Source organism: Streptomyces sp. NPDC058470, assembly GCF_042721055.1.
Taxonomy (GTDB): domain Bacteria; phylum Actinomycetota; class Actinomycetes; order Streptomycetales; family Streptomycetaceae; genus Streptomyces.
Genome location: NZ_JBHXMF010000146.1, coordinates 1 through 1,858, shown reverse-complemented (window position 1 = coordinate 1,858; position 1,858 = coordinate 1). Strand labels below are relative to the sequence as shown.

Genomic DNA, 1,858 nt, shown 5'->3' with positions numbered 1-1,858 from the left:
CGTCCTGCGTGGTGTGGTCCTGCACCAGGTGATGGATACGCAGCAGCACCAGCCAGCCGTCGGAGTTCGGCTCGGCGGCGGCATGCACATCGATCAGTGGCGCCCGGCCGAGGTCCATCCGCTCGCCCGCAGCCAATAGTTGGTCCACCAGGTCCGCGCGCCGGTGGTCGAGTACCACTTCGTTCAGCGGCAGAGGCACCTCGCGCAGCACGACCTGCACCGGTTCGCGCAGCCCCTCCCACACGATCGCCGTCCGGTAGATGTCGTGCCGATCCACCACCCGCTGCAACGCATCGAGGAAGGTGTCCAGCAGCGGCCGCTCCGCGAAGCGCAGCACCATCGGCATCGAGTAGGCGTCGGCGCCCTGCTGATCGTTCATCAAGTGGTGGAAGAAGATGCCCTCTTGGAGCGGGGCCAGCGGATACACATCCGCGACATTGGCCGCACCACCCTGAACCTGGGCGACCAACCGCCCGACCTCGGCCTCGTCCAACTCCACCAGAGACAACATCTCCGGCGTGATCACCGCCGCACCCTCAGGAATCAGATTCGCCGGAACCACCACCTCCTCCGGACCCGCCGCCACCGCCAACCCCGCAGGCGTCGGCGACCGGAACAACGCCCGCACCGACACCGACACACCCCGGCCCCGCAACCGCTCCACCAACGACACCGCCAACAGCGAATGCCCACCCAACGCAAAGAAGTCGTCATCCACACCAACGGACGACAGACCCAAAACCTCCGCAAACGCACCGCACAGGATCTCCTCCTGCACCGACACCGGACCCCGACCACCACCGGACGCATACTCCGGAACCGGCAACCCCTTACGGTCCAACTTGCCATTCACCGTCAACGGCAACACATCCAGCACCACCACCGCAGACGGTACGAGGTAGTGCGGCAGCCGGTCCTGTGCATAGGTGTGCAGCGCCTCGGGCTCTACGCCGTCGTCGTCGGCAGCGACCACGTAGGCGACCAGCCGCTTGTCGCCCGGAGTGTCCTCGCGGACCAGCACCGCGGCCTGGGCGACCGCGGGGTGTGCGGCAAGAGCCTCGGCGACCTCGCCCGGTTCGATACGGAAGCCACGGATCTTCACCTGATCGTCCGAGCGCCCGAGGTACTCCAGTGCGCCGTCCGGAGTCCATCGCACCAGGTCGCCGGTACGGTACATGCGCTCGCCGGGTGTGAAGGGCGACGCCACGAACCGTTCGGCGGTCAGGTCGTTGCGTCCGACGTAGCCGCGCGCCAACTGGGCTCCGGCCAGGTGGAGTTCGCCGCCGACGCCGATCGGGACGGGGCGCAGGGAGGGGTCCAGGACGTACGCCTGAGTGTTGGCGATCGGCGTGCCGATCGGCACGGATCCGTCGGTCTGGTCGGGGCTGCACTCCCATGCCGTGACGTCGACCGACGCCTCGGTGGGGCCGTAGAGGTTGTGCAGTTCCACACCGTCGTAGAGCTGGAAGAACTTTGTCTGAGTGCTCAGTTGAAGCGCCTCGCCCGAGCAGATGACCCGGCGGAGGCTTGCGCACTCCGCCACCGTAGGGTCGGCCAGGAAGGCGTCCAGCATCGACGGTACGAAGTGAGCCGTCGTCACCGCGGTGTCCTGGATCAGCTTCGCCAAATAGCTGGGATCGCGGTGGCCACCCGGTCGGGCAACGACCAGTGTGGCGCCGTTGAGGAGGGGCCAGAAGAACTCCCATACCGACACGTCGAATCCGAAGGGTGTCTTCTGTAACACCCGGTCGACCGGGGTCAGTTCGTAGCGGGACTGCATCCATTCAAGTCGGTTGACGATGCCGCTGTGGGGGACGGTGACGCCCTTGGGGCGGCCGGTGGAACCGGACGTGAAGAT

1 protein-coding gene is annotated in these 1,858 nt (G+C 66.8%); it reads right to left on the bottom strand.

Translation table 11 applies throughout. The features are described 5' to 3' along the window. Positions 1 to 1,858, bottom strand: a 1,858-nt coding sequence (locus ACFWP7_RS42565) for an amino acid adenylation domain-containing protein (RefSeq protein WP_384394026.1), incomplete at both ends; no start/stop codon positions are given.